Here is a 20,662-nt window from a genome sequence, read left to right as displayed (position 1 = left end):
GAACCTAGCATGCGTATTTGATACCGTCATGGCGTGCGGTTGACGAAGTTCACTGATCTGGCACTCCGCGCCGTGATGCGCCTGGCCGTCGCGGAGCCGGGCGCTCCCCTGACCACCCGCGAGGTGGCCGAGGCGATGGACGTGCCGTACACCCACATGGCGAAGGCGATCAGCCGACTCCAGCATCTCGGCGTGGTCGAGGCCCGCCGGGGCCGCGGCGGCGGGCTGGAGCTCACCGGCCTGGGACACCAGGCATCGGTGGGCTGGCTGGTGCGCGAGCTGGAGGGCGAGGACGAGGTCGTCGCCTGCGAGGGCGACCCGCCGTGCCCGCTGCGAGCGGCCTGCCGGCTCCGCCGGGCGCTGCGCGAGGCACAGGAGGCGTTCTACGCCACGCTCGACCCGCTGACGGTGTCGGAGGTCGTGGCATCGCCCACCGGTCCGGTGCTGATCAGCCTCACCGGTCCGCGCCCCGGCTGACCGTCCCGCCGCACCATCGCGCCCCGCTTCGGGGCACACCCACCGAGCCGCCCCGACGCCCGGGCGACTCACCGCACGCAAAAATTGGTAGATCATCTACGAGTTATATGGAGGTGGCTCGTGCTCTCCGAGCAGTCCGCACCCGTCGTCAAGGCAACGCTCCCCGCCGTCGGCGCCGCCATCGAGGAGATCACCGCGCTCTTCTACCGGAAGCTGTTCGACGCCCATCCGGGGCTGTCGCACGACCTGTTCAACCGCGGCAACCAGGCCAACGGCGAGCAGCGGCAGGCCCTGGCGGGCTCCATCGCGGCCTTCGCCCGCATGCTGCTGGAGCACCCCGACACCCGCCCGGACGCGATGCTCGCCCGGATCGCGCACAAGCACGCCTCGCTCGGCGTCACCTCCGACCAGTACAAGGTCGTCCACCGGCATCTGTTCGCGGCGATCGCCGACGTCCTCGGCGAGGCCGTCACCCCACAGGTCGCCGACGCCTGGGACGAGGTCTACTGGCTGATGGCCAACGCGCTGATAGCCGTCGAAGCCCGGCTCTACGAGCAGCACGGCACCCCCGAAGGCGGCACCTGGCAGCGCATGACGGTCGTCGCCCGGCACGAGGAGACCCCGGACACGCTCGCGCTCATCCTGCGCCCCGCCGACGGCACCCCGGCCCACCCCTTCCGCCCCGGCCAGTACGTCAGCGTGCGGGTCGAACTCCCCGACGGCGCACGGCAGATCCGCCAGTACAGCCTGTCCGGCGCGCCCGGACGGCCCGAGTGGCGGCTCACCGTCAAACGCGTCCGCGCGGGGGCCGGACCGGCCGGCGAGGTGTCCTCCTGGCTGCACGACCGGGCACGCGTCGGCGAGGTGCTCCCTGTCTCCGCCCCGTTCGGAGATCTGACGCTGCCGGACGGCGACGCCCCGCTGCTGCTGGCCTCCGCCGGCATCGGCGGCACCCCCGTGCTCGCCATGCTCCACCACCTGGTCGCCACGGGATCGCCCCGGCCGGTCACCGTCGTCCACGCCGACCGCTCCCCGGCCGACCACGCGCACCGCGACGAACTGCGCCGGCTGGTGTGCGCCCTGCCCCACGCCTCGCTGCACCTGTGGTACGAGGATCCGGGCCACCAGGCATCGGCGACCGCCTCCGCCTCGGCTCCGGTGACGGTCTCCTCGGGCCGGGCCGACATCAGCGGGCTGCCCCTGCCCGAGGACGTCACCGCCTACCTCTGCGGCCCCTTGGCGTTCATGCGTACCCTGCGGGGCGACCTGCTCCGCCATGGGGTCCCGCCACGGGCGGTCCACTACGAAGTGTTCGGCCCCGACCTCTGGTTGGCGCAGCAGTAGGCCACGTCCCGCAGGCCGACCAGATGTACCGAAGCGACGAGAGGACACCCCGCGCATGCACGCCCTCCATGACACCGGCGCCATGAACGGCACCGCGGCCGCCGTCGCCGTCGCGGCCACCTTCGTGTGGCTCGGGATGGTCCTGGCGATCTCCTTCCTGGAGGCACCGCTGAAGTTCCGTGCCCCCGGCGTCACCATCCCCCTCGGACTCGGCATCGGTCGACTGGTCTTCCGGGCCCTCAACGCGGTGGAGGCGGTCTTGGCGGTGGTGCTCGTCACCGCCGTCGCCCTCGCCTCCCCACCGGCCCCGGTCGTCGTCCTGACCGTCCTCGGCGCACTACTCCTGGCCGTCCAGCTCACCGCCGTCCGCCCCGTCCTCAACCGCCGCTCCGACCGCGTGCTCGCCGGCGAAACACTCCCCCGGTCCCGCGCCCACCTCGTCTACATCGCCTTCGAGACCGTCAAGGTCGGCACGCTGCTGGCGCTGGGCATCACGGCGCTGGCGTACGGCAGTTGAGAGAGCCGTCCTGCGGCGGCGACGGCGCTCCAGGCGCGTGCCGCGGAGCCGAACGGGATGCCGCCGCCGGAACCGGCTTGATCTCAACTGGACTTGAGGTCCTACGTTGAGCGCGTCCAGGTGATCCCTACAGGAGGCGCGTCGACGTGACACTCAAGGACTATCCGCAGGAGCAACTGGCCGCTCAGCCCATCGGTGCGTGGAGCGGCGAGGCGTACCGACGGGTCGTCGGGGCCCTGCGTGCCCAGTTGGCGGTGGAGGATCTCACCCAGCCGCATTGGTGGACGCTCAACCACGTCGCCGGGGCTCCGGGCCGGTGGACCCGGGAGACGTTGATCGAGCGGCTGGCGCGGTACGAGGACCTCGGGATCGACTTCCACGACGTCTTCGACGACCTCGTCGCCCGTGGCTGGTTGGCGGAGGACGCCGGGGCGATGACGCTGACCGAGGCGGGCGAGGCGGGGCGTCTTCGAGCCGGGGAGCGCAATCTGCGCGTGCACCGGCAGATGCACGAAGGCGTGGCTGCCGTGGACTTCGTGACCACGATCAACGTCCTGCGCCGCATGGTGGCCAACCTGGGCGGCAACGGCGATCTGCCGGACTGACGGCGCCGAGGACCGCCGCGCTCGGCGAACTCCCGGCCGGCCGTCGACCTCACCGGCCGACGGTCTCCCCGGTCCAGGACGCCGCGGCCAGCAGCAGGGCGGAGAGCGCGACGGTCGCCCGGCCGGTGAGACAGGCGGCGGCCGCCAGGCGCCGGGAGACGGGGCGGTCGGATCCGGCCCGCAGGTCGGCCGCCGCGGGCAGGTACCAGACGCAGCCGGAGGCGCTGAGGGCGGTGGCCCCCAGGGCGAGGACGGCGGGAGACAGCATGACCGCTCCTTGCTCAGTGGTCGACGGTGGGACGGTCCGCCGCGGCGAGGGCGTCGGCGACCACGGGGTGGTGCAGGTCGAAGGCCGGGGACTCGCTGCGGATCCGGGGCAGGGCGGTGAAGTTGTGGCGCGGCGGCGGGCAGGAGGTGACCCACTCCAGGGAGCGGCCGTAGCCCCAGGGGTCGTCGCAGCCGACCTCCGTGCCGTATTTGGCGGTCCTCCAGACGTTGTAGAAGAACGGGAGGAAGGACAGGCCCAGGAGGAAGGAGCCGATGGTGGAGAGGGTGTTGAGGGTGGTGAAGCCGTCGGCGGCGAGGTAGTCGGCGTAGCGGCGGGGCATGCCTGCGGCGCCGAGCCAGTGCTGGACGAGGAAGGTGAGGTTGAAGCCCACTGTGAGCGTCCAGAAGGTGATCTTGCCCAGGCGTTCGTCGAGGAGCTTGCCGGTGAACTTGGGCCACCAGAAGTGGAATCCGGCGAACATCGCGTACACCACGGTGCCGAAGAGCGTGTAGTGGAAGTGCGCGACGACGAAGTAGGTGTCGGAGACGTGGAAGTCCAGCGGCGGGGAAGCCAGGATGACGCCGGTCAGGCCGCCGAAGACGAAGGTGACCAGGAAGCCGGTGGCCCACAGCATCGGGGTTTCGAAGGACAGCGAGCCGCGCCACATGGTGCCGATCCAGTTGAAGAACTTCACCCCGGTGGGGACGGCGATCAGGAACGTCATGAAGGAGAAGAACGGCAACAGGACGCCGCCGGTGACGTACATGTGGTGTGCCCACACCGTCACCGAGAGGCCCGCGATCGAGATGGTCGCGGCGATCAGGCCGATGTAGCCGAACATCGGCTTGCGGGCGAAGACCGGGATGATCTCGGAGACTATGCCGAAGAACGGCAGGGCGAGGACGTAGACCTCGGGATGGCCGAAGAACCAGAAGAGGTGCTGCCACAACAGGGCGCCGCCGTTGGCCGCGTCGAAGATGTGGGAGCCGAACTTGCGGTCCATCTCCAGGGCGAACAGCGCGGCGGCGAGGACCGGGAACACCATCAGGATCAGCACCGCGGTCAGCAGCACGTTCCAGGTGAAGATCGGCATCCGGAACATCGTCAGGCCGGGTGCGCGCATACAGATGATGGTGGTGATGAAGTTGACCGCGCCCAGGATCGAACCGAATCCGGAGAGCGCCACACCCATGATCCACATGTCGGCGCCCACGCCGGGCGAGTGGACGGCGTCGGACAGCGGCGCATAGGCGAACCAGCCGAAGTCCGCGGCGCCCTGCGGGGTGAGGAAGCCGGCCGCGGCGATCAGCGAGCCGAACAGGAACAGCCAGAAGGCGAGCATGTTCAGCCGGGGGAAGGCCACGTCGGGGGCGCCGATCTGCAGCGGCATCAGCCAGTTGGCGAAGCCGGTGAACAGCGGCATGGCGAACAGCAGCAGCATCACCGAACCATGCATGGTGAACGCCTGGTTGAACTGTTCGTTGGAGAGGATCTGGGTGCCCGGCCGGGCCAGTTCGGCACGCATCAGCAGGGCCATCAGACCGCCGATGAGGAAGAAGGCGAACGCCGAGACGAGGTAGAGCGTGCCGATCTGTTTGTGGTCGGTGGTCGTGAGCCACTCCACCACCTTGTTCCGGCGTCGCGGCCGGGCCGTGACCCGGCCGCGCACCGGTTCCCTGACCGCCGTTGCCTGAACTTCCCAACCATCCACCGTGCTGTGCCCTCCGCCTCGGAAACGTGAACTGGGCCGGGAAGCGGCCAGGACCGGGAAGAGCCTTCGACACGGGGGGAGACCCGGCCCTTCCCGGCCCCCTCATCGTCGGCCGGTGGCATCCGCGGCCCCCAGGGCCGAACAGCCCTCCCCCGCAACGCGATCGGCCCTCTCCCAGGGGGCCGCCGGCCCCCGAGGACGGTCTCCCGAGTGGCCGGTCGGCGCCGGTGCCTGCGGACCGGGCCGGGATGATCACGTACGCTGCCGAGCAGACACACGGGATCTTTGGGAGCAGCACGGTCATGTCCGAATCGCAGCAGTACGCGCCGCCCGCGGGCGGTCCGCGCGGACCTCAGCTCCGCGCGCCGGACCGGATGCGCAGCCTGCTCGACGCGGTGATGGGCCTGGGGCGGGGACTGGAACTCCCGCAGGTGCTCCGAGGCATCGTGGAGGCGGCGGTCACCCTCACCGACGCCGAGTACGGCGCGCTGGGCGTGGTGGACGACGGGCAGTTGTCGCAGTTCCTCCCCGTCGGCATGTCCGACGAGCTCATCGGCCTGATCGGCCGGACGCCGTGCGGTCACGGCATCCTCGGGGAGCTGATCCGCAACCCCGAGCCGCTGCGCCTCACCGACCTGACCAGGCACCCGCGCAGCTACGGCTTTCCGGCCAACCATCCCCCGATGCGAACCTTCCTCGGGGTGCCGGTCCGGGTGCGCGACGAGGTGTTCGGCAACCTCTATCTGACCGAGAAGCGGGGCGGCGGCTCGTTCGACGCGGACGACGAGGCGGTGGTGACCACCCTGTCCATCGCGGCGGGCGTCGCCATCGACAACGCCCGCATGTACCACGAGAGCCGCCGCCGGGAGCGGTGGTTGGAGGCGTTGGGCGAGATCACCCGCAGTCTGCTGTCCGGTACGGACGCGGACGAGGTGTTGCGGTTGATCGCCGAGCGGGCCAGGGAGGTCGCCGGCGCGGACTGTGCGGCGGTGCTGCTGCCGGCGACCGGGGCAGCGGACCAGCTGGCGGTGACGGTGGCGTGCGGTACGGGCGCGAGCCGGATCGTCGGGCTGCGGGTGCCGGTCGACGCCTCGCTGCCCGGTATGGCCGTGCGCGACGGCCGGCCGGTGGTCAGCGCCGACCTGCGGGCCGACCCGCGGGCCTATCCGCTGGGCCGGGACACCGGGAGCGGGGCCGGGGAAGCGCCGACCGGGGAAGCGCTGGACGAGGAGGCCGACGAGGCCGCGGGGCACGGCACGGCATACGGGCCGGCCGTCGCGGTACCGCTCCAGGTGGACACCGGCTGTGGTGCGCTGCGGCTGAGCCGCCTGGCCGGCCGGCCCGCGTTCGACGACGCCGAGGTCACGCTGATATCGGGCTTCGCCGACCAGGCGGTGATCGCCCTGGAACTCGCCCGCCGGCGGGCCGAGTCGGAGGAGCTGACGGTCCTTCACGACCGCGATCGGATCGCCCGGGACCTGCACGACCTCGCCATCCAGCGGCTGTTCGCCACCGGCATCACGCTGCAGAGCGCGACCCGGTTGATAGAGCGGCCGGAGGCCGCCGAACGGGTCGGCCGCGCGGTCAACGACCTGGACACCACCATCAAGATCATCCGGTCCACCATCTTCGGGCTGCGCACCACCGGAGACGGCAAGGACGGCCGCGGACTGCGCCGGGACCTCACCGAGACCGTGCAGCGGGCGGCCGGCCCCCTGGGCTTCACCCCGGCGTTGCTGATCGAGGGCCCGGTGGACGCCACGGTCCCCGACGGGGTGGCCGAGCACCTCGTGGCGGTGACCGCCGAGGCGCTGAGCAACGCCGCCCGCCATGCCCGCGCCGCCCACCTGGACGTGGCCCTGTCGGTGACCGGGGGCGCAGTGACGCTGACGGTGACGGACGACGGGGTGGGAATCGGGGCGGCACCGCACACCGGGGGCCTGGCCAACATGCGGGCCAGGGCCGCGATGCACGGCGGCCGACTGACCGTCGAACCGCCGGAGGGCGGCGGCACCCGCATCGTGTGGTGCGTTCCGTGCCCGACTGACCGCCCCCCGGGGCGGCCCGCCCCGCGGAGGGCCGGTCAGTCGCCGGCCGCTCCCGGTGTCCGGCTCACGCCCGCGGCTCCTTCAGCCGTTCGGCGACCATCGCGGCCTGGACCCGGCGGCCCACCCCGAGCTTGGCGAGGATCGCGGACACCCGGTTCTTGATCGTCTTCTCGGCGAGGAACAGCCGGTCGGCGATCTGACGGTTCGTCAATCCCTCGCCGATCAGGTCGAGTACCTCCCGCTCGCGGGGCGAGAGCCGATCCAGCGCGGACGGCGGCGCATCGTCCGCCTGGTCCCGGACCGGGCCGCGCAGCCGCTCCATCACCCGCGTCGCGGTGCGCGGATCCAACATCGACTGCCCCGCCGCCACCGTGCGGACCGCACGCACCAACGCCGTGCCGTCGATCTGCTTGAGGACATAGCCCGCGGCCCCGGCCATGATGGCGTCGAACAGCGCCTCGTCGTCGTCGAAGGAGGTCAGCATCAGGCAGGCGAGATCCGGCACGCGGGCCCGCAACTCCCGGCAGATCTCGATCCCCTCGTGGTCCCCGTCCGGCCCTTCGGTACCGCCCAGCCGCACGTCGAGGATGGCCACCTGCGGCCGGATCGCCGGCACCCGGGCGAGGGCCTGCCGGCCGTCCCCCGCCTCCCCCACGACCTCGATGTCGCCCTCGGCCTCCAGAAGGTCCCGCACTCCCCGGCGCACCACCTCGTGGTCGTCGAGGATGAAGACGCGCAGTGGCGCGTCCGGTCCGGCGACGGGACGGGCGGTGGCGGGCTGGACGGACTGCTGGTTCATGGCTCTCGCTCTGTGGTTCTTCGCGGTTTCGGCCGGGCACAAGGGGCCCGACCACGAGGTTCGTCGGCGTCGGCGACCCGCGCAAGGGCCGAACGGCCCTGGGGGAACGGGGCCCTTCGGGCACGGCGGCGCGTTGCGATACTGACGCCCCCCGTCAGGAGGTCGTTCCCATGCAGCAGCCCTACCAGCCCGCGTGCCCCGCCCCGTCCGAGGCGTCCGGCCGGTCCGCCCCCGGCACCGTCGGCGGCGAGTACCACGCCCTGCTCGCCCGGCACGACGCGATGCGGCTGCGGCAGCGCATCCTCGGACAAGGGCGGGCACCCGTACCGGATTTAGCCGCCACCTCCTACGACGGCGCCGCGGACCAGCGGCTGATCACCCAGTATCTGGACCTGGTCACACCCTTCGGGGACCTGATCGCCCACCTCTACGACGAGATGTTCGCCCGGTGGCCGTATCTGCGGTCGCTCTTCCCGGCGTCCATGGACTTCCAGCGCGCCCATCTCGCCCGCGCCTTCTGGTACTTGATCGAGAACCTGCACCGCCCCGCCGAGGTGGCCGCCTACTTCCGGCAGCTCGGCCACGACCACCGCAAGCTCGGCGTGCGCCCGGTGCACTACGAGGCGTTCGAGGCCGCACTGGTCGCGGCGCTGCGGCGCACCGCCGGGCCCCGCTGGGCCGAGGCGGTGGAACAGGCGTGGGTGCGGATGCTGCGCTTCGCGGTGGGCTCGATGGTCGACGGCGCCGACGCCGCGATCGCCGAACCCCCGTGCTGGCCGGGCACGGTGACCGCCCATGAACGGCGCCGCCCGGACCTCGCCGTACTGCGGGTCCGGGTGCACGAGCCGTACGCGTACCGGGCCGGCCAGTACGCGGCGGTCGAGTCCCCGCTGATGCCCCAGGCGTGGCGGCACTACTCCTTCGCCTCCGCGCCGCGACCGGACGGCGAGGTGGAGTTCCACATCCGCCGGACCGGTCCCGACGGGGTCAGCGAGGCGCTGGTGAATCGGACCAGGGTCGGCGACGTCCTACGGCTGGGACCCGCGCACGGCACGATGACGCTCAAGGAGGAGGACCACCCGCGAGACCTGCTGATGGTGGCCGGCGGCACCGGGTGGGCGCCGGTCAGGGCGCTGCTGGAGGAGTGGGCGAGCCGCCGCTCGACGGGCGGTCTCCCGCTGCGCCCGCCCGGCCGAGTGCACCTCTTCGTGGGCGCCCGCAACCGGACCGAACTGTACGACGCGGAGACGCTGTCCCAGTTGGCGGCGCGGCACGGCCGGCTGCGGGTGGTCCGGGTGCTGGACGACGACCCCGTCACACCGGCCGACGGCCCCATGGGCGAGTACGGTCCGCTGGCCGAGGCGGTGGCCCGGGACGGGCAGTGGTCCGGCCATGTCGCCTTCGTCAGCGGTCCGGCCGGCATGGTCGGTGCCACGGTCGCCCGGCTGGTCGCGGGCGGCATGCTGGCCGACCGCATCCGCCACGACCCGGTGCCGGACCTGATGACCGCGTCGGCCGGCCACCCCGAGGCGCACCCGGCCGACGGGGTGGTAGCCGGCGCGGCACGCTGACCCGAACCGGGCCGTGACGCACGCGAATTCCGCGCGGCCCGGGCCGAACGGCCCCTGGCAGCCCTACGCCGGGGGCCGTCTACTGACAGACGGATCCAGCGCCTCGACGACCTCGACAGCCTCGCCAGACTCAGGACAGGGAGCACACCGTGAACGACACCCCGGCCCGGCACACCGCCGGCATCACCACCGACACCGCATGGGTGGCCTGGGCCGACCGCGAGGCGTCCCGCCGCAGCACCGAACTGGACCGCACCGAGGCCCTGCGGCTGCTGGGCAGCGTGTCGCTGGGCCGCATCGTCTTCACCCAGGACGCACTCCCGGCCATCCGCCCGGTGAACCACCTCCTCCACCACGGCGAGGTGATCATCCGCACCCACGAGGGCGCCGCACTGGCCACCCTCACCGAGCACGCGGACGCCGAAGGCGTGGTCGTCGCCTACGAGGCCGACGCCATCGACCCGGCAACCCACTGCGGCTGGAGCGTGGTGGTGACCGGCTACTGCCACCTGGTGACGGACCTCGCCGACCTGGACCACTACCAGGCATTGCTGCACCCCTGGACCGACCACCGTATGACCCACGCCCTGCGCATCCGCCCGGACCTGGTCACCGGGGTGCGGCTGTCCCGCTAGGACGCTGCTAGGCACCCTGCCCAGACCCTACGTGCCGCTCGCCAGCCGTACAGCCTCGTTGCCCGGGCGATCCGCGCCCCGTAACGCCGTGTGTCTCACCGCTCAGGAATCCGATGCTCCACGCGACGACGCCTGGCGGTGGCCGCGCCCCATGGCGCTTCGGGCTCACCGCCTGCCAGGGAGGCGGCACCAACGCCTCGCCCTCGTCCAGCGCCTCCGCCGCTGCCGGCAGCGGGGTCAGCGCCGACGCCAACACCGCACAGCCCTCCACCGCCACGCCCCAGACCAACCACAACGCCGCCCACCGCACGCCGTCGGGCACCGCCGAGAAGTCCGACGGACGGTGCACCAACCGGATCAACTACGCAGGCGACCCGCGGTCCAACGCCGAGATCAAGACGATCGGCGAGAAGACCGGCCACTGCCCTCCCGTCCGACACCACTAAGTCCCGGGAACACGTGCCCACTTCAGCGGAAAATCCCTACGGAGCAGGCCCCTTCGCCGCCACCGCACGCCGATACCGATCCGACGCCTATGCGAAGGAGATGGACGTGACCGACGACGAGCAGCAGCTGGCCGTGCTCTTCAACACCCAGCCCGGCTACTCCGAGCCCGGCTTCTGGCGCGGTGTGAAGGCCGCCGCGGGCCTTGCCCGGATACGTTCGACGATGTCCTTCGCGGTCCGCGAGGCCGCAAAGGACAACTTCGAGCCTCTTGCCGGGCTGGCCCTCGACGCCTTCGGCCAGGACGCTCGCCACGAGGCTCTCGTCGACGCCCTCGCAGAGCACCTCGGCGGCACCCTCCAGGCCCGTGCCTCGGCCCGCTGGCCGGAGTGCCCTTCACCGTCAAGGAGAACATCCACGTGGCGGGGTGGGCGACCACGCACGGCGTGCGGAAGTTCCGGGATCACGTGACCGAGGCCGACTCCCCGCCGGTGCGCCGGCTCCGTGCCGCGGGAGCCATCCCGATCGGCCACACCAACATGCCCGACCTGGCGATCTCCTTGGACCCCGCGAGCCAGTTGTACGGCAGGACGTACAACCCCTGGGACCGGTCGAAGACCCCGGGCGCGGGCAGCAGCGGCGACGGGGTGGCCGTGGCGGTCGGCATGGCGGCGCTCGGGCTCGGCAGCGACTCCGGCGGCTCGGTGCGCATGCCCGCGGCCTTCAACGGGGTGGCCGCGCTGAAGCCGAGCTACGGCCGCTTCGCCGCCGACCACCGCATCATGGGCCAGGAACCGATGCTGGCCTCCCAACTCATCCCCGTCGACGGCCCGATCGCCCGCTCCGTCGCCGACCTGCGCGCGGCATACGAGGCGCTGGCGGGCGCGGACCTGGAGGACCCGCGGGCGGTCCCGGTACCCGCATGCGGCCCCCGCCCCACCGGCCCGCTCAAGGTCGGCATCGTGGCCGACCCGGCCGGAGTCGGCGTCCACCCCCAGATCCGCGCCGCCATCGACGAAGCGGCCACCGTCCTGGAGCGGGCGGGCCACGCCGTGGAGGAGGTGCAGATCCCCCGGCTGCCCGAGACCCTGGAGTGTTACGGCAAGCTCATCATGACCGAGTTCCTCGAGCAGACCGGCGCCCGCCTCGGCATCCAACGTGACTGGGCCAAGTTCCTGGACAGCTACCCACCGCTCCTCGGGACCACCTGCCCCCAGCCCGTCCCGGGGCCGACCTGCTCCCCGACGACACCGACGCCGAGAGCCACGCCCGGATGATGCCGGCGGGAGCCCTGTGCACCGTGACCTCCCTCGTCGGCGTGCCCGCGGTGAGCGTGCCCACCGGGTTCGCGGACGACATGCCACAGGCGTCCAGCTCATCGGCCTGAGCAGGCCGGCGCGGCATGCCGACGACGGGTCGGCAGCAGGTCGACGGGATGTCGGGCCTCCGGCGCGGTTGTCGGTGGTCCATAGGCGAAGTGTCGGTGCCCGCTGGAACCATGGACGACCAGCCGCTCCTTCCGGGGCGACCGTGCCCCTTTCGACCTTCCGACCAACGGAGCGCACCGTCATGTCGTCCCCATCCTCATCCTCCATCCCCACTTGGGATGTTCACCGGCTACCGCGCGCCGAAGGCAGCGTCTTCCTCGTCACCGGCGGCAACGCGGGCATCGGGTACTTCATCGCGGAGCAGCTCTCCGCGACCGGGGCCACCCTCGTGCTGGGCAGCCGGGACACGGCGAAAGCCGAAGCGGCCATGGCCTCGATCCGCTCGCGTGTGCCTGGCGCGCGGGTACGTTCCGTTCGGCTGGACCTCGCCGACCTTCCGTCGCTCAGCACCGTGGTGGACGCGCTGGAGACGCCTCGCCTCGACGCGGTGGTCCATAATGCCGGCGTCGCACTCGATGACCCACCACGTCGCGAAACCCGGGACGGCCACGAGGTCATGTTCGGCACCAATCACCTCGGGCACTTCGCGCTGACCGCCCGGCTGATGCCGCTGCTGTCGGCCGCACCGGCGGCACGCATCGTGACCGTCGGCAGTTTCGCCGCGAAATCGGAACGGCTGGACCTGGACGACCTTCAGTCCCAGCGGGACTATCGGGCCAAGCGCAGCTACGGACGTTCCAAGCTGGCCCAGATGTACTTCGGACTCGAACTCGACCGCCGCCTGCGCACCGCCGGCAGCTCGACGGCGAGCGTGGTGGTCCATCCCGGCGGCGCCCTGGACTCCCTCACCCCGTCACGACCGCCTGTCCATGTGCGACGCGTCGGTGCGCGACTGAGCGCGGCCCCCGCCGCCCTTGTGGTTCAGGGCAAACACACCGCCGCCTGGCCCGCGGTCCGAGCGGTGCTCGACCCGGCCGTGCACGGCGGGCAGTTGTGGGGACCTCGCGTGTTCGGGCTGCGCGGCGCCCCCAGGCAAGAAACGGTATGGAGTCATCTCGCCGACACCGCCGTCGCCGCCCGACTCTGGGACGCCAGCCGCGACCTGACCGGCCTCGACCCCGACCCGCGGCGCAGATAGCCCCGGCGGGCCGCACCGCGACCAACCCGCCTGCTCGAATCGCACAACTGAAGCCTGCACTCGACGGGGCATCGCGCCCCGGGACGCGACAGGATAATGCGGCAGTCAGTACCGGGACGGTGATGTCGGTCGGCGACAAGGACGCGCTTCTCGTCGCGATCTTCGACAGCTGGATCGATGCCGTGCACCGCGCCAGAACCGACGACCAAGACAAACCCCCCGCCGTCCCACCGTCCGCAGGCACCAAGGCAATCACGGCAGCAAGCACCGCAGCAGACACGGCCATGGCCTTGTTCGAGCCCTTCATCCGGCACTTCGCCCTCGACGAGGACCTCTCACGCGAGTACGCCGCGATCATCGTCCGAGGAGCACACGAGTCGGCGATCTTCCAGAACCTCGCGCTGTCCCTGATCGCCGAGATCACCGAGGTGCTCGCGCGGGCGGGCCTGGACGACGCCGACGCCGGCCGCGGCGCACGGGTCGTCTATTTCTCGTATCTCGGCATTCTCATGACCGTCTTGCACGGGACCTTCCGGGAGTCCGACGCGCTCAACGAACTGCGCGAGGCGATCGGATTCGTGCTCGCCCACGAAGGAGAGAAGGAATGACCGGCATACCCCATGTCTGGTGGCCCACCGCGCTGTTGGCACTGGTCGTCCCCGTTGAGTTTCGGCGACAACGGGTCAAGGCACCGACCGGGCCGACGAGCGCCGAGAGGTATTCGACTCCCCGCCCGCAGCGGCGGTGCGGCGACCAGTCGACTCCCCCGGCCATGTGCGCGGACAGGCGCGCAGCGGCCTTGCCGGTATTGGTACCAGTACCGGCAAGGCCACGAGGCGCATTCTTCCGTTTTGCTCTGTCTGGGATACTTGGTTCCATGCCGCGAACCCCACGCCCCGAACCCAAGCGCTCATGGCCCACGCTTCTTGCCGCCTGCATTTTCCCTGTGGGGCTCGACGGTCGCCAGCAAGAGTCCTGGTCGCAGTGGAACAACTGGCGGGTCTTCGTTCTTCTGCTCTTCGGGCCCCTCATGTTGATAGGGGCGTTCACCGCACGAGGCCCTGGGGTGACCTGGTGGGAACGGGGTGCCCTCGCTGCGGTCGGCGCCCTCGTCTCGGTGGTCCTGGTACGTGTGGTGATCGCGTACCGGCGACTCAAAGCCTCGGCCCGAACCGCCGCCTCCGCACCCTCCGACGGCGACGTCGCGCAGCCCGAAGCCGCCGACGCCAGCAGGTGACCGGGCAGCGTCCGGGCCCGTGGTGCCGCTGAGGGCAGGCGCTTGGGCGGGGCAGCTGGGCCAGCAGCCGCGCGGCAGCAACGACGGTGCGGGCGGCGGCGCGGCGCGATCGCGGGGGGAGAGAGATGACCGACAAGCCAGGACTACCCATCAACCCATGCCCCCGAGTTGGGCCCCACACCAGGCGGGCGCCGGCATGTAGGGCGCCTTGCGTCCTAGATCTGGTGCACTCTGCAGCCACCGGCACATCCGCCGACGGCATCGAAGGACGGGGGCGCAAACCCACGCGCCGGCGGGCGGGCCCCCGCAGACGAAAGGGCACAGATCATCGTGACCGAGGTCATCGAACTGCTCGGTAAGACCCTGATCCACACCACCCGGCTCCTGAAGAACGTCACACCGGAGCAGTACGGGCAGCCCACCCCCTGCGCCGAGTTCGACGTATACGCCCTGGCCAACCACCTGGTGGCCGGCAACCTCTACTACGTCCGCCTGGCGCAGGGCGGCGCTCCCGACTTCTCCCTGTTCGCGCAGGACCAGATCGGTGGCCGGCAGCCCGGCGACGCCTACGCCCGGGGCGCCGAGGACGCCCTCGACGCCTGGCGGACCGACGGCGCAGTGGAGCGTCGGATGCCGATGCCGGGCGGCGGACAGGGACCGTTGGTCACGGACCTGCACCTACTGGAGGCGACACTCCACGGCTGGGATGTGGCCACCGCCACCGGCCAGGACCGCCGCGGGGTCCCGGATGCCGTCCAGGCCGTCCATCAGCGCTGGTACGACAGGTTCCCTGACGCGCTCCGGTCCCAGACCAGGCTGTTCGGCCCGTCCAGGCCCGCGCCCGAGGGAGCTCCCGCCCTCGACGAGATCGCCGCCTACTTCGGTCGCACCGTCTGAAACGGCACTCCTCGTTCAGCGCCACCGACGAACCGCCCCCAACTACATGACGGTTCACTCCTCCAGGGCTGTCGCCAGGCGGTCGAGGTCGGCGAGGAGCGCCGGCATGCGCTGGGGCGGGATGGCCTCGACCATGCGCTGTTCGACGGCGTAGACGGCGGCCTGGACCGTGGCCAGGCGCCTGTGACCCTCCTCCGTGAGATGGGTGGGCAGGGCACGGCCATGGTCGACGGTCGCCGGACGGGTGATCAGGCCGGCTTCCTGCAGACCCCGAAGGACGACGCTGCCGGACTGCCTGGTGACGAAGGTCGCGCGGGCGAGTTCGGCGTTGGACATGCCTGGACTCAGGGCCAGCAGCTCCAGGGTGGCGTACTGCGGCACGGTGAGCCCATGCGCACGCAGGACCTTGTCCATGGCGCTGCGCAACGCCGCCTGGGCCCGTTTGATCAGGTATCCCACGTGCTGGGTGACGTCCGCCGCGGGGTGGGACGGGCCGGTGGGCTCACTCTCCATCATGTCAGCATTTTGACATAGGGGCGCACCCCCTCCTACCCTCACCCATGTCAAAGTTCTGACATATGAATGGAGGAAGTACCTATGTCTGTCGCCATCGACGGCCCCGACTTCGTCGCCCTGCAGGTCCGCGATGTGGCAGCGGCCGCGGCCTTCTGCGAGCAGCATCTGGGCTTGCGTCGGGCCGCGGTCTCACCGCCGCACGCGGTCGTGTTCGACACCAAGCCGACCCCGTTCGCCGTCCGCGAGCTCCTCCCGGGCATCGACCTCGCCGACGCCGCACGCCCCGGCCTCGGCGTGGTGCTCTGGTTCCGGACTCCCGACGCCCACCAGCTCCACGACCGACTCGTCGCCGCCGGAATCACGATCCTCACCCCGATGGCGAACAGCCCCTTCGGGCCGATGTTCTCCTTCGAGGGCCCGGAGGGCTACACGCTCACCGCGCACGGAGGCTGACCGGAGCCAGTCCAACGGCAGAGCGTCAGGCGTCAGGCCGCACGAGAGCCTCCCCTTCCCCCTCCCCCGCTCTCCTGAAGCGGGTGTCCGTGATGGACTGGAAGCCGCACGCCGCATCCCTCGCCCGTGCCGTCTCATATCCGACGTCCGACTGGCATGGGCCGCTCAGGGATGTACGCCGGCACCTGTGCGTGCCCCGCTGGTACGCCTCGGGCCCCCACGGATGGACAGTAACCAACGGAGCGGACGACACCGAGGCGTGGATGCAAGCCGCGTACACGGGCCAGACGCTGGTGACCCGCGTCGGCCCGCTGCACGCCGACCACGCGCCCCGGACAGCCGGTGACCGGCCACCCCACCTCGTCCTCCACCCATCCCGGTCTCGTGGTGCAGATGCTCCAGCACGGACGCTTGCACTCCGGGGCCCGCATCCTGGATCTGGCGACCGGGTCCGGCTACAGCGCTGCCCTGGCCTGCCGGCGCTTCGGGGACCGGTACGTGACCACCCTGGACGTGGATGCCTACCTCGCCGAGGCAGCGGCCGACCGGCTCGGCAGCATCGGGTTTCACCCGCAGGTCGTCACCACAGACGCCGGCGGCGGGCACCTCCCGAGCGGGTCGGCCAATGGAGCGTGTTCGGTGGGGAGTTGACTGGCCGGCACAGCCGCTCTGTGCTTCCTGCGCAGGCGTCTCCCGCAGCGGGGACGGTAGTGGTGTCGGCCTTCTGAGGGGCGGGGAGATTGGGTGCGCAGCAGCGATCCCCTGCGAGGGCGCAGCACGGCGACCCCGCACGGCCGGTGGCCGCACAGGTGTGGCGGAGGGGCGCCTGCAGCGCGCAGGGGAGGTGGTTACCGCGTACCGGAGGTCGGAGACGACATACGGATGCGGGGCCGACTGTGGCCCGGACTTCCGGAATGGCCGTCCATGTCTCTCGCCTCCTTGCGGCCGGGACGCACGAGCGCCGGACGGACACGACAAAGCGCGGACCAGCCCACCATGGCTGGTTCACCCCAGCTCGTCAGAGCTTTGGACACTCCACGGCGCAATCCCCGTACCGGGGAAGCCACTTGGGGTCACGGCACGGGATCAGTGGTCGTCCCAGTGCCCGTCGTGCAGGGCGTGGCGGTGCCCGTCGTGGACGTAATCCACATGGTCGGCGTGCGGTATGGCGACGTGGCCGCATCCGGGCCGGTGCTGGTGGTCGTGGTCCTGGTGGACCGTGTGGCCTGTGGGCTCGCACTCGTCGGCGTGGCCGTCATGGATCCGGTGCACGTGCCCGCCGTGTACGTAGTCGACGTGGTCGTCGTGCGGGACGGCGACGTGCCCGCATCCCGCCCCGTGCTGGTGCGTGTGGTTCGCGTGAGAAGTGTGCGCACTGGCCAGCATGGCAAACCCTGCTCTCTCCCCCCGCGTCAACGGATCCCTTCCGACGGGAGAGATCCTGCACCTTCAGTGTTAACCAAGCTTGGCATTCACAAAAGTCGCCGGAGGTCGGCCGGAATCAGGGTGGTTCCGATCCCGGTGCACTCCGCGCGCACAAATGGACATGGAATTCATTTTCATCTAGCGTTGGCGGAACCGCTACTGAGCCGTGGACGCAGAGCACCGGCTCACCGGCATGTGACCGCACTGCCTGCCTGTGCCTTCGCCGGACGGACTCACAGAAGCGAGCTCACGGAAGCGAGGAACCACCACGATCAGCAGGAACGCGTCAACACACTGTGGCTCCGGGTGCGTTCGCCCATGCATGCGGCTCGGCGCTCAAGACGTCCGTCGAGGAGATCCCATGCCGTTGCCCGGCCAGCTGTCAGCGCGACCGCCGCAGTTCCCCGAACTGAAGGAGGCCGTGCGGCGTCTGCTCGGCCTCGACGAGGACAACGCCGTGGTGATCCGCCAACTCGCCTGCACCGAGCCCGGCTGCCCGCCGCTGGAGACGGTCATCGCCGTCCTGCCGATGGACGGCCCCGCCCGCCGCTGGACCCTGCACCGCCCGGCCGACCAGGTCACCGAGGGCGACCTGCGCCGCCTGCTCGCCACCGCACCCGAAGGAGCCTGACCCGTCATGACCGACACCGCCGACCGGACACCGCAGGCCGTAGAAACCGCCGACGCCGTGGACGACCGCGTACCCGTGACCGTACTGACCGGGTTCCTCGGCTCGGGCAAGACCACGCTGCTCAACCGCATCCTCACCGAGCAGCACGGCCTGCGAGTCGCCGTCATCGAGAACGAGTTCGGCGAGGTCGGCATCGACGACGCCCTCGTCCTGGACGCCGAAGAAGAGATCTTCGAGATGAACAACGGCTGCATCTGCTGCACCGTGCGCGGCGATCTCATCCGCATCCTGGGCGCGTTGATGCGCCGCCGGGAGAAGTTCGACCACATCCTGATCGAGACCACCGGCCTCGCCGACCCCGCACCCGTCGCCCAGACCTTCTTCATGGACGACGAGATCGCCGCCCAGCTGCGCCTGGACGCCATCGTCACCCTCGTCGACGCCGCCCACGTCCTGCAGCACCTGGACGAGGTGAAGCCCGAAGGCGTGGAGAACGAGGCCGTCGAACAGATCGCCTTCGCCGACCGCATCGTGCTCAACAAGACCGACCTGGCCGACGAGGCCACCGTCGCGAAGGTCTTCTCGCGCATCCGCGCGATCAACTCCGGCGTCCAGATCATCCCCGCCCAGCACGCCGAGATCGACCTGCAACAGGTCCTCGACGTGGGCGCGTTCGACCTCGACCGCGTGCTCAGGGGCGACCCGTCCTTCCTCACCGACACCGAGCACCAGCACGACACCACCGTCACCTCCGTCGGCATCGACCTGCCCGGCGAGCTCGACGAGGACCGGCTCAACCAGTGGCTCGGCACCCTGCTGCGCACCAAGGGCGTCGACATCTTCCGCTCCAAGGGCCTCCTGGCCATCGCGGGCGCCCCCAAGCAGTACGTGTTCCAGGGGGTGCACATGCTGCTGGTCGGCGAGTTCGGCCGCGACTGGAAGGACGGGGAACTCCGCGGCAACCGGCTGGTGTTCATCGGCCGCAACCTGGACCGCGCCGAACTGGAACGCGGCTTCGCCGGCTGCCTGGCCACCGCCGGAGCCGTCGTATGAGCATCGCCGCACCCGACGCCGACCTGGGCGTCGTCTGGGACCTCACCTTCGACGACGCCCCCGTGGCACTCAGCACCGAACATGATCTCGTCACGGTCGCCGGAGCCGAGGGCACCACCGGCGTCTTGGAGGCCGCCACCGGCGCCGCCGTCGGCACCGTCGAACTCCCCGGCGGCGCACTGCATGCCGCCCTGTCCCCCGACGCCCGGCACCTGGCGGCCACCGGCCCGACCGGATACGCGCTGTGGCGGCGGGAAGACGGCACCACCACCGTCAGGGAAAGCGGCGCCTGGTCCTCGGCCGTCCGGTGGGCGGATGCCGAGCGGTTCGCCGTCACCTCCGGCCGTCGCGCCCTCGTACTGGACTCCGGCGGCCAGGAGTTGTGGGCCACGGAGCCGGCCGCCAGTACCGTCACCGACCTGGCCTGGATGCGGGGCGGCCGACGTCTGGCGGTCGCCGCCTACGGTGCGGTGCGCTGCCACGAGCGCCACCAGGCCGCCCCGGTGCGGACCTACCCCTACATCGGCTCCCATCTGGCGCTGGCTGTCGCCCCCACCGACCGGTGGATCTGCAGCGGCAACCAGGACGCCTCCATCCACATCTGGCGCACCCGCGACGGCAGTGAACTGACCATGTCCGGCTACCCGGAGAAGGTCTCGCGCCTCGCCTTCGACGACTCGGGCTGCTGGCTCGCCGCCGACGGCGCCCCCGACGTCACCGTGTGGGACTTCCGCGGCAAGGGCCCGGCCGGCACCGCACCACGGTCGCTGCGCTGCCACGAAACCGTCACGGCCCTGGCCTGGCGTCCCGGTCCCGACGGCCACCTCGCCACCGGAGGCCACGACGGCACGATCGCACTGTGGCGGGCCACCGCAGGACGGCCGGAAACCCGGCTCCGCCCCGCGCGCATCCTCGACGGCGATGCCGCGGTGACGGCGCTCGCCTGGGCGGGGCCGCAACTGCTCGTCTCCGCGTACCGCGACGGCCGCGTCCGCGCCCACCACCTGCCCTCCCGGACAGCCCTGTGACCACGCACGGGGTGATCGGCGCAGCCCAGCCCCGCCCGGTCACCCTGGTGGTGTGCCGGGGGTGCTGCTGCGGCAACCCGCGCAAGCACCCCGGCAGCGACCACGCGTGGCAACTGGACCGGCTGTACGCGGCGGCTGCCGACTCCGGCGGCCAGTTCACGGTGCGTACGACGGACTGCCTGGGTCCCTGCGACCAGGCCAACGTCATCGTTGTCCAGCCTTCTGGCGAGGGGCGGCGCCGCGGCGGGCGCGCCACGTGGATCGGCTGGGCCATGGACGATGCCGCAACGGACGACATCCTGCGCTGGGCCTCCGACGGCGGTCCGGGGATCGCCGAGCCGCCGCCCACGTTGGAGCTGCAGTTCATCCGCCCGCCGGGCGAGATGCCCAAGCGCGCACGCGGGCGGGGCCTTGCACGCCGGTGAGGCCGCGGCCGGTCGGCTCGCCGCCAAGTGCCCATGGCCCGAGTGCCCGGCG

25 protein-coding genes are annotated in these 20,662 nt (G+C 71.3%); 20 read left to right on the top strand and 5 right to left on the bottom strand.

The features are described from left to right. The first annotated feature begins 33 nt into the window (after positions 1–33). The 4 genes from SNOUR_RS37295 (at position 34) to SNOUR_RS37280 (ending at position 2,943) form a co-directional block, all read left to right on the top strand. On the top strand, positions 34–477 hold the full coding sequence (locus SNOUR_RS37295; RefSeq protein WP_067356035.1) for an RrF2 family transcriptional regulator: 444 nt from the start codon (positions 34–36) through the stop codon (positions 475–477). 120 nt (positions 478–597) lie between these two features. Continuing rightward, a complete protein-coding gene (locus SNOUR_RS37290; protein WP_067356032.1) occupies positions 598–1,821 on the top strand; it encodes a globin domain-containing protein in 1,224 nt (407 codons plus the stop codon). Between the two features lie 82 nt (positions 1,822–1,903). Further along, complete coding sequence (locus tag SNOUR_RS37285) at positions 1,904–2,338, top strand: hypothetical protein (RefSeq protein WP_067359110.1); 435 nt, start codon at positions 1,904–1,906, stop codon at positions 2,336–2,338. 146 nt (positions 2,339–2,484) lie between these two features. Beyond that, positions 2,485–2,943, top strand: a complete 459-nt coding sequence (locus SNOUR_RS37280) for a winged helix DNA-binding protein (RefSeq protein WP_067356029.1) — start codon at positions 2,485–2,487, stop codon at positions 2,941–2,943. Positions 2,944–2,992: 49 nt separating this feature from the next. Here the strand turns inward: SNOUR_RS37280 and SNOUR_RS37275 are convergent, their stop codons facing one another. Both SNOUR_RS37275 and ctaD read right to left on the bottom strand, forming a co-directional pair. Further along, a complete protein-coding gene (locus SNOUR_RS37275) occupies positions 2,993–3,211 on the bottom strand; it encodes a hypothetical protein (RefSeq protein ID WP_067356027.1) in 219 nt (72 codons plus the stop codon). A 13-nt stretch (positions 3,212–3,224) separates the two neighbouring features. Continuing rightward, a complete protein-coding gene (gene ctaD / locus SNOUR_RS37270) occupies positions 3,225–4,880 on the bottom strand; it encodes an aa3-type cytochrome oxidase subunit I (protein WP_067356024.1) in 1,656 nt (551 codons plus the stop codon). Between the two features lie 416 nt (positions 4,881–5,296). Between ctaD and SNOUR_RS37265 the strand changes: the two genes are divergently transcribed. Then, entirely contained in the window at positions 5,297–7,132 is a 1,836-nt protein-coding gene (locus SNOUR_RS37265; RefSeq protein ID WP_312636223.1) for a sensor histidine kinase, read from the top strand. Here SNOUR_RS37265 and SNOUR_RS37260 read toward each other — a convergent pair. Beyond that, positions 7,035–7,769, bottom strand: coding sequence for a response regulator transcription factor (locus tag SNOUR_RS37260; RefSeq protein WP_067356021.1), 735 nt, complete (start codon positions 7,767–7,769; stop codon positions 7,035–7,037). The genes SNOUR_RS37265 and SNOUR_RS37260 overlap by 98 nt on opposite strands. Before the next feature lie 170 nt (positions 7,770–7,939). Between SNOUR_RS37260 and SNOUR_RS37255 the strand changes: the two genes are divergently transcribed. From SNOUR_RS37255 to SNOUR_RS37220, 9 genes are all read left to right on the top strand, one after another. Next, positions 7,940–9,340, top strand: a complete 1,401-nt coding sequence (locus SNOUR_RS37255; protein ID WP_067356019.1) for a globin domain-containing protein — start codon at positions 7,940–7,942, stop codon at positions 9,338–9,340. Positions 9,341–9,489: 149 nt separating this feature from the next. After that, positions 9,490–9,975 carry a pyridoxamine 5'-phosphate oxidase family protein gene (locus tag SNOUR_RS37250; protein ID WP_067356016.1) on the top strand — a complete coding sequence of 162 codons (486 nt, stop codon included), beginning with the start codon at positions 9,490–9,492 and terminating at the stop codon, positions 9,973–9,975. 113 nt (positions 9,976–10,088) lie between these two features. Next, entirely contained in the window at positions 10,089–10,421 is a 333-nt protein-coding gene (locus SNOUR_RS37245) for a hypothetical protein (protein WP_067356015.1), read from the top strand. 106 nt (positions 10,422–10,527) lie between these two features. Next, positions 10,528–10,890, top strand: a complete 363-nt coding sequence (locus tag SNOUR_RS48735) for a hypothetical protein (RefSeq protein WP_312635060.1) — start codon at positions 10,528–10,530, stop codon at positions 10,888–10,890. Then, complete coding sequence (locus SNOUR_RS37235) at positions 10,809–11,696, top strand: amidase (protein ID WP_312635058.1); 888 nt, start codon at positions 10,809–10,811, stop codon at positions 11,694–11,696. The genes SNOUR_RS48735 and SNOUR_RS37235 overlap by 82 nt, the downstream gene beginning before the upstream one ends. 292 nt (positions 11,697–11,988) lie before the next feature. Then, complete coding sequence (locus SNOUR_RS37230) at positions 11,989–12,945, top strand: SDR family NAD(P)-dependent oxidoreductase (protein ID WP_067356008.1); 957 nt, start codon at positions 11,989–11,991, stop codon at positions 12,943–12,945. A gap of 122 nt (positions 12,946–13,067) precedes the next feature. Continuing rightward, on the top strand, positions 13,068–13,553 hold the full coding sequence (locus SNOUR_RS37225) for a hypothetical protein (RefSeq protein WP_067356002.1): 486 nt from the start codon (positions 13,068–13,070) through the stop codon (positions 13,551–13,553). Between the two features lie 338 nt (positions 13,554–13,891). After that, the gene (locus tag SNOUR_RS46635) at positions 13,892–14,182 is read left to right on the top strand and encodes a hypothetical protein (RefSeq protein ID WP_159425999.1); all 291 of its coding nucleotides are present in this window, start codon (positions 13,892–13,894) and stop codon (positions 14,180–14,182) included. 330 nt (positions 14,183–14,512) lie between these two features. Further along, positions 14,513–15,079, top strand: coding sequence for a TIGR03086 family metal-binding protein (locus tag SNOUR_RS37220; protein WP_067355999.1), 567 nt, complete (start codon positions 14,513–14,515; stop codon positions 15,077–15,079). 54 nt (positions 15,080–15,133) lie between these two features. On the opposite strand, the gene SNOUR_RS37215 is transcribed toward SNOUR_RS37220, so the two are convergent. Then, positions 15,134–15,595: a MarR family winged helix-turn-helix transcriptional regulator gene (locus tag SNOUR_RS37215; protein WP_067355997.1), complete on the bottom strand. Its 462-nt coding sequence runs from the start codon at positions 15,593–15,595 to the stop codon at positions 15,134–15,136. An 81-nt stretch (positions 15,596–15,676) separates the two neighbouring features. Here SNOUR_RS37215 and SNOUR_RS37210 point away from each other — a divergent pair, with 81 nt between their 5' ends. Both SNOUR_RS37210 and SNOUR_RS37205 read left to right on the top strand, forming a co-directional pair. Next, positions 15,677–16,048: a VOC family protein gene (locus SNOUR_RS37210; RefSeq protein WP_067355994.1), complete on the top strand. Its 372-nt coding sequence runs from the start codon at positions 15,677–15,679 to the stop codon at positions 16,046–16,048. 342 nt (positions 16,049–16,390) lie between these two features. After that, the gene (locus SNOUR_RS37205; protein WP_067355991.1) at positions 16,391–16,699 is read left to right on the top strand and encodes a methyltransferase domain-containing protein; all 309 of its coding nucleotides are present in this window, start codon (positions 16,391–16,393) and stop codon (positions 16,697–16,699) included. Between the two features lie 435 nt (positions 16,700–17,134). Here the strand turns inward: SNOUR_RS37205 and SNOUR_RS37200 are convergent, their stop codons facing one another. Beyond that, positions 17,135–17,434: a hypothetical protein gene (locus SNOUR_RS37200; RefSeq protein ID WP_067355988.1), complete on the bottom strand. Its 300-nt coding sequence runs from the start codon at positions 17,432–17,434 to the stop codon at positions 17,135–17,137. Between the two features lie 400 nt (positions 17,435–17,834). Here SNOUR_RS37200 and SNOUR_RS37195 point away from each other — a divergent pair, with 400 nt between their 5' ends. The 4 genes from SNOUR_RS37195 to SNOUR_RS37180 are packed head-to-tail and all read left to right on the top strand — an operon-like array spanning position 17,835 to position 20,610. Continuing rightward, positions 17,835–18,104, top strand: coding sequence for a hypothetical protein (locus SNOUR_RS37195; protein ID WP_067355986.1), 270 nt, complete (start codon positions 17,835–17,837; stop codon positions 18,102–18,104). A gap of 6 nt (positions 18,105–18,110) precedes the next feature. Continuing rightward, positions 18,111–19,157 carry a CobW family GTP-binding protein gene (locus tag SNOUR_RS37190; protein WP_067355984.1) on the top strand — a complete coding sequence of 349 codons (1,047 nt, stop codon included), beginning with the start codon at positions 18,111–18,113 and terminating at the stop codon, positions 19,155–19,157. Further along, the gene (locus SNOUR_RS37185; RefSeq protein WP_067355982.1) at positions 19,154–20,185 is read left to right on the top strand and encodes a WD40 repeat domain-containing protein; all 1,032 of its coding nucleotides are present in this window, start codon (positions 19,154–19,156) and stop codon (positions 20,183–20,185) included. The genes SNOUR_RS37190 and SNOUR_RS37185 overlap by 4 nt, the downstream gene beginning before the upstream one ends. Further along, positions 20,182–20,610: a (2Fe-2S) ferredoxin domain-containing protein gene (locus SNOUR_RS37180; RefSeq protein WP_067355979.1), complete on the top strand. Its 429-nt coding sequence runs from the start codon at positions 20,182–20,184 to the stop codon at positions 20,608–20,610. The genes SNOUR_RS37185 and SNOUR_RS37180 overlap by 4 nt, the downstream gene beginning before the upstream one ends. The last annotated feature ends 52 nt before the right edge of the window (positions 20,611–20,662 follow it).

It is taken from the genome of Streptomyces noursei ATCC 11455 (assembly GCF_001704275.1).
Classification (GTDB): Bacteria; Actinomycetota; Actinomycetes; order Streptomycetales; family Streptomycetaceae; genus Streptomyces; species Streptomyces noursei.
This window is presented reverse-complemented; position numbering and strand designations above follow the sequence as displayed.